The organism is Pedobacter sp. 05L430, from assembly GCF_056397585.1.
In genome coordinates, this window is record NZ_JBFTNT010000240.1 from 1 (window position 1) to 6575 (window position 6575).

At 36.1% G+C, this 6575-nt stretch carries 7 protein-coding genes; 3 read left to right on the top strand and 4 right to left on the bottom strand.

Features of this window, described 5'->3' with window-relative positions; genetic code table 11:
- Positions 1-553, bottom strand: a 553-nt coding sequence (locus tag AC1DG9_RS21095; protein WP_477635187.1) for a LiaF transmembrane domain-containing protein, incomplete at its 3' end; no start/stop codon positions are given.
- Positions 554-750: 197 nt separating this feature from the next.
- Between AC1DG9_RS21095 and AC1DG9_RS21100 the strand changes: the two genes are divergently transcribed.
- Positions 751-1617 (top strand): ChaN family lipoprotein, encoded by an 867-nt coding sequence (locus AC1DG9_RS21100; protein WP_172659827.1) that lies wholly within the window; start codon positions 751-753, stop codon positions 1615-1617.
- 1 nt (position 1618) lies between these two features.
- Here AC1DG9_RS21100 and mscL read toward each other — a convergent pair whose 3' ends face one another.
- A complete protein-coding gene (gene mscL / locus AC1DG9_RS21105) occupies positions 1619-2047 on the bottom strand; it encodes a large conductance mechanosensitive channel protein MscL (protein ID WP_288879021.1) in 429 nt (142 codons plus the stop codon).
- 303 nt (positions 2048-2350) lie between these two features.
- On the opposite strand from mscL, the gene AC1DG9_RS21110 reads away from it, so the two are divergent.
- Together AC1DG9_RS21110 and rpoN are read left to right on the top strand one after the other, a co-directional pair.
- Complete coding sequence (locus AC1DG9_RS21110; protein WP_172659825.1) at positions 2351-2617, top strand: Lrp/AsnC ligand binding domain-containing protein; 267 nt, start codon at positions 2351-2353, stop codon at positions 2615-2617.
- Between the two features lie 598 nt (positions 2618-3215).
- Positions 3216-4688 (top strand): RNA polymerase factor sigma-54, encoded by a 1473-nt coding sequence (gene rpoN / locus AC1DG9_RS21115; protein WP_172660307.1) that lies wholly within the window; start codon positions 3216-3218, stop codon positions 4686-4688.
- Between the two features lie 8 nt (positions 4689-4696).
- On the opposite strand, the gene AC1DG9_RS21120 is transcribed toward rpoN, so the two are convergent.
- Both AC1DG9_RS21120 and AC1DG9_RS21125 read right to left on the bottom strand, forming a co-directional pair.
- On the bottom strand, positions 4697-5713 hold the full coding sequence (locus tag AC1DG9_RS21120; RefSeq protein WP_172659824.1) for a PorP/SprF family type IX secretion system membrane protein: 1017 nt from the start codon (positions 5711-5713) through the stop codon (positions 4697-4699).
- A gap of 1 nt (position 5714) precedes the next feature.
- The coding region (locus AC1DG9_RS21125) for a T9SS type B sorting domain-containing protein (RefSeq protein ID WP_477635188.1) at positions 5715-6575 on the bottom strand (861 nt) is incomplete at its 5' end.

A 6575-nucleotide genomic window follows, 5' to 3' on the forward strand; every position in this document is an offset into this window, starting at 1 on the left:
GCGTTAAGTTGATATCCGAGCCACCAAAAATCGCGATCACATCCCCTCCTTTAAAATTCTTTGAGAATACATTTTGATGGCTGCCTCCAAACACATTCACGGAATCAAGAATATCATCTTTATCTATATCGCTATATTCTTTCGTTTCATCTGTATTCACAGCTTCATCAAAGTTTCTGAAACGTGGATGTCTTTTATTCCATCTTTTTCTCCACCTCTCTTTATCCCATTCAGTTCTTTTGGGYTTAAAAATCATGTACAAACCAAGAATAATAAATGCAATAGCAAAATAGTATTTGGACAAGTCAAATTCTCCAATGTCTTCAAGTGTAAAAAACCCTCCTACCAACACCATTATCATCCATCCACCACCGTTAAAGTTCCTCTTATAACCAACCAGCAAGCCGATTACAATCAACAAGGTATGCCAGCTGATAACCCAATGAGGAATATCGATGCCAAAATTCCTTAAAAAGAACACCAGACCTACACCTAATATTATCAACCCACTCCATAATCTGCTAGAACTGTTGTTGTTCGTAAATTTTTCCATTTCTGTATATTTTATATAATTCAATAAAGTCTATTAAAATCTTTATGAATTTTATGCTCTATTTAACTTTTAATATAATGTACTAGATCAAATGTATATAGAACCATCCCATTAGCCAACATTAATGATTTATATCTACGCCAAAGATCGGTAAACGTGCATTTTTAATCGGTGAAAATATCCCTTACTTTTGACACATGAAACATCTCCTTACTATTATTTGCATATGCCTGCCCTTATTTATTTTAGCGCAAACTTCGCGGCAGTATAAAATTTATGATGTTAAAAATCGAAAAGTTATCTCTGTAAATGAATTGATCCAAAATCTAAACAAAACAGATGTTTTATTTTTTGGTGAAGAGCACAATGATTCTGTAGGTCACACATTGGAGCTTGAAATTCTTAAACAGATCCATCTTGCATACCCCAAAACTGCTCTTTCTATGGAAATGTTTCATACCGATGTACAGCCTGTGATAAATGAATATCTAGGAGGTTATATCTCTGAAAAAAATTTCACGAAAGAAGCTAGGGCATGGAACAACTATAAGGACTACAGCCCCCTTATTGAATATGCAAAAGCCAACAAAATAGATGTAATTGGAGCTAATGGAGCTGCAAGATATAGCAATATGGTTAGTAAATCAGGGCTCAATGTTTTAAATACCCTTCCTAAAGAGTCGAAAGCTTATTTACCCCCACTACCTATAGACACAGCAACCGGAAGCTATTACAATAAATTTATAAAAGAACTTGGCGGCCATAATATGGGTAGCATGAAAATATACCAGACTCAGAATTTTTGGGATGCTACAATGGCTTGGTCTATTGTCAGATATATAAAGAAACATAAGGGTACAAAGATATTACAGCTCAATGGCCGCTTTCATAGTGACGAAAGATTGGGTACGCTTGCAAAATTAAAAAGTACTTCGAAGAAACTTACCATTTCGAATTTGTCGTGTTTCCCTTCGGCAGATTTTAACAACCCTGAATGGGAAAAACACAAACACCTGGGTGATTATATTATTATAACCGACCCAGGTGTCAAAAAGAGCTTTTAATTTACTTTTTCAGTAAATCTCTGATTTCAGTAAGTAGAACTTCTTCTTTAGTAGGACCTGCAGGTGCGGCTGCAACTGCCTCTTGTTTGCGTTTCATTGAATTAATCCCTTTTACAAGCATAAATACCGCTAATGCAAGTAATAGGAAGTTAATAGCTACTGTAATGAAATTACCGTAAGCAAAAACAACAGCCCCAGGAACTTTTCTTGCATCAACAAGTGCCATTCCTTCGGAAACAGTTCCTTTTAGTACTACATACATATTACTAAAATCAACCGAGCCGACTATTGTTGAAATTAACGGCATGATAAGGTCATTAACAACACTGTCTATGATCTTACCAAAAGCACCACCGATAATTACACCGACTGCGAGATCCATCACGCTGCCTTTGATGGCAAACTCTTTAAATTCTTTTACAAACCCCATAATAGTTTAGTTTTGTTTTATCTAAAATTAGAAAATTAAACATAGATATCAAAGAATTGTTTTTGAAGAAATTMAAAAAAAAACGGCCGCCCATCCAGGCCAAGCCATTTTCTAGCCTAAATTTAACCTGTTATTGGCACCCCTATGACAGACATCCACCATGGCTCCGCCAATAAAGCAAATAGCTCATAAAATTCATAAATCGGAATCAGCGACACATGAAAGAATCAAACTATTAAAAAGGGAGGTTTTGTAAAAGCATCTGTACTATTGCTCGATTACACAAAACTCCATAAGATTGAATTGGCGTATATACTTGTTAGACTCAATGACCATTCATCACTGGCAGCTTACAATTTCTTTCAGCAAATAAACACTTTCGAAGAGGTAATGGAATGTTCTCAGATCGCCGGACAATATGATTTTCATCTTAAAGTTGCGACCACCTGCTCTAAGAGTTTTTATGTTTTTTTTGAAACAAAACTTAAAGCAATGGCTATGGTGGGAAAAACTTTCACTTATTATGTATTAGCGGAACATAAGCGTGAAGCGGCGCTCAAACTTTCGTGATTTGTTTTAAGTACAAATTTTGAGATAGTAAGTATTATAAATAAGAATACAATGTTGCATTATATTCTTATTTATAATATATTTAATCGTATGAAATCAATTGATCGTAAATCCATACAATTGATTACCAAAAATTGGATGAATTTTGGTTTAGTTTCAGATTTGGAAAGGGCGCTGACTGGGGCCTGTAATATAGTCGGTTTTTGCAGCACTTTAATAGGTACCTTGTTCGGACCTCGTTCGACCAGAGCCGAACAAAAACAGAACCGGAGTGGTACGAGGGCTGAATGACCTGGACCACCCAATTTTTATTCACGCATAACCCTTTTTCTAGCTATTTCAAAACCTTTTCAACGTATTTTTGCACCAAATTATCATTAAAATTAATTACATTAATCATAAAGAAACATTCATATAAAATCATCGTCAAAGGGGAATAGATATTTGTAATGTCGATGAAATATTTCGCTAAAAACGGTTGATATATTTCGCTCTGTTTATCAGGTATTTTCTATAATATAATTGTGGCAATTGCTATTATATAAACGAAATGCGTATTTTTGAAACAGGTATATTAAATTACCGGGCCACTTACTCTATGCTTAAACAACATTTACAACAAAAACTCCTTCAAAAATTATCGCCTCAGCAAATTCAGTTTATAAAATTGCTGCAGGTACCAACCGTTGCTTTAGATACACGTATTAAAGAAGAATTGGAAGAAAATCCTGCATTGGAAGATCCAAGTCTAATGATTGCAGAAGAACCTAAAAGTGAGTATGATGATTTAAATGATGCACCGGATGATTTTGATGCCGGAGCAAAGGAAGAAAGTGTTGATGAATTTAATGTAGATGACTATTTGCAGGACGATAGTGTAAATGATTACAGTACATCGTACAATAACAATGATGACGATGAAGAGAAAAAGGAAACTCCAATTGCGATTGAAAGTACCTTTTTTGAAAGCCTTCAGGAACAACTGGATCTTGTTCCTTTATCAGATCAGGACTTTATTATTGGTAAACAAATTATAGGAAGCCTGGATGACGACGGTTATTTACGACGCCCAATTACTTCAATGATTGATGACCTTGCATTCTCTCAAAATGTAATGGTTGAAGAAGAAGATGTTTTTGAAATGCTTAAGGTTATTCAGGCATTTGATCCTCCGGGTATTGCGGCCAGAGATTTGCAGGAGTGCTTAACCCTTCAGTTGAAACGGAAAGACCCTAGTAACCCAATTATTTTAAAGGCTATTGAAATTGTTGAAAATTATCTTGACGAGTTTACCAAAAAGCATTACGATAAACTTGAAAAATCTTTAGGTTTAAGCAGTGAAGATCTTAAGGAGATTATTGCCGAAATATTACGGCTCAACCCTAAGCCTGGCGATTCTAATCAGGTAACAACAAAACAATTACAGGTAATTCCCGATTTTCATGTATCAAATAATGATGGTATCTTAATTCTTACGCTCAATTCAAAGAATGCACCGGAATTAAGGGTTAGCCGCTCCTATATTGACATGTTTGATCATTACGATAAAGCAGCCCAGAAAGATAAAAAGATGAAGGAAGCGGTTCAATTTGTAAAACAAAAACTGGACTCGGCAAAATGGTTCATCGATGCCATTAAGCAAAGGCAGCAGACTTTGCTTAAAACCATGAATGCTATTATGCAATATCAATACGAATACCTTCTTACCGGAGATGAGCGTAAAATGCGCCCAATGATCTTAAAAGATATTGCAGATAAAATAGATATGGATATCTCTACGGTTTCGAGGGTTGCTAATTCTAAATATGTTCAAACCGAATTTGGTACTTTTCTATTGAAATCGTTCTTTTCTGAAGCCATACAAACAGAAAGTGGTGAAGAGGTTTCTAATAAAGAAGTTAAGAAAATCCTTGAAGACTGCATCGGCAATGAGGATAAACGCAAACCACTTGCAGATGAAAAGCTCACAGAGATACTAAAAGACAGAGGATACAATATTGCCCGCAGAACTGTAGCTAAATATAGGGAACAAATGAATATTCCTGTGGCCCGCCTTAGAAAAGAGCTTTAATATTTGATTTACCACATTTTTGTGGTGCTAAACACTTCGTACACATTATTGAGTTGGAATCCTAAAACAATTTCGTGGCTTCCATTCGTAACACGATTCAGATCCGAAGTAACAAAATCGTAAGAATAGGTAAGGTTAATCAGTTTGCTAATATTCACCCCGGCCAATGCGGCAAATGAGTCGTCTTTACGATAACTCCCCCCTATCCAAAATCGGTCTTTAAAGGACAGTTTCATATTTACATCTATTGATACCGGTGTAGGGCTTACTTTTTTGAACATCACAGAAGGAGTTGCAGATATCTCTTCTGAGACAAAAAATCTATATCCGGTGGTAACAAAAAAGTGCGGAACTTCCTTTCCAAGATTGAATCCAGGATCATTCACAAATTTTAACTTCTGAGATAAGATTTGCTGCGCCGATGCACCTGCAAAAAATCTGGCTCCATATAACCAAATTCCAAGCCCCAAATCTGGCTTAACCTGACTTTCAATGGCATTCCTGGTTGCTGGTTCTATTTCTCCATCATGAAACTGCAATGAGCCCGAATCGAACCCTATCCTTGTTAATCCGGCAGCAACACCCACCGAAAGATTTAACTGATTGGCCATTTGCAGGTGATAGGCATATGTAATATTGGCATCTAATCTCGATATTGGCCCAACTTCATCCAATACGGCGATTATTCCCATCCCGTGGTGTGAAGGTGAAGCAGTATAATTTTGCATATAATTCCTGCTCATCGGGTTGTCTCCCTTATCAGGCAAGGATAGCGGATTTCTCCATAAATAATCATCGCCAAGCTTCCAGTTCACTGAAACAAATGAAGTTTGAGGTGCATCATTTATACCAACCCACTGTTTTCTATAACCAACTTTTATGTCGGTATAGTTTTCAATACCACTAATGGCCGGATTCAACAGGTAATTGTTAAAAATATACTGGGTATACTGAGGCCTTTGTTGCGCTAATGCCACAACATTTAGTGATACAAGTGCCAGAATAAGGTATATATTTTTTCTCACGTTATTTCAATAATGTTAAAGCTCCTGTTACTCTTTTTGTGCCATTGTTTGGATCGATAATATAATAATAAGTTCCCACAGGCAAGGCTTCACCTTTAAATTTTCCATCGAAAGGTACACTATACCCGCTGCTAAAAAAAATTCGCGCTCCGTAACGAGTAAAAACCTCTACTGTAACATCAGGGTAAGTTTCAATAGCATCAATAATCCAGGTATCATTTATTTTATCATCATTAGGACTAAAAGCATTTGGAGGACATATATCCGTTGAATCATAATTTATTTTAGTCCGGATACGTATAACTTTTGTAATCACTTCAGACATGCATCCGTCATCTCTTCCTGTAAAAAACCTAACGGTAAAATCACCAGGTTTTCGATAGATATGAGTTGGATTCTGTGCTGTTGATACCTGATCATCGCCGAAGTCCCACAACCACTTATTCAGGGGTTTATCTGTTAAGTTAGAATTGCTTAGATCTGTAAAACTAATCAAGGAATCTACAAACCCCTCTGGATCCAGACTTATAATGGGCGTAGGAACGGGATTTATATCAAAGTCAAAATCATATTCGATTTCAGCACTTAAACAATTATTTTCATTTGGTCTTACAGCCGTGATCTGCATTTTCAATTTCCCTAACTCATCAAAGATGAAATCCCTGTTGTATAAGTATGCATAGGAAGGACCATCTGGAGTAGGTATTATTTGAGGTTCTGGTGTGTAATCTATTGGAGAATACCCCTCTAAATCCCACGTTATGCTTAGCGCCTTATAGGGTAACACAATTTTAAAATTTGATTTTTGACCAACACAAGCATTTTTTGAATCCGTATTGGTTAACTGATTATGAATCAAAAG

Coding starts and splice junctions, on each gene's coding strand:
- mscL (WP_288879021.1), bottom strand. CDS start 2,047: ATGGGGTTTGTAAAAGAATTTAAAGAGTTTGCCATCAAAGGCAGCGTG.
- AC1DG9_RS21100 (WP_172659827.1), top strand. CDS start 751: ATGAAACATCTCCTTACTATTATTTGCATATGCCTGCCCTTATTTATT.
- rpoN (WP_172660307.1), top strand. CDS start 3,216: ATGCTTAAACAACATTTACAACAAAAACTCCTTCAAAAATTATCGCCT.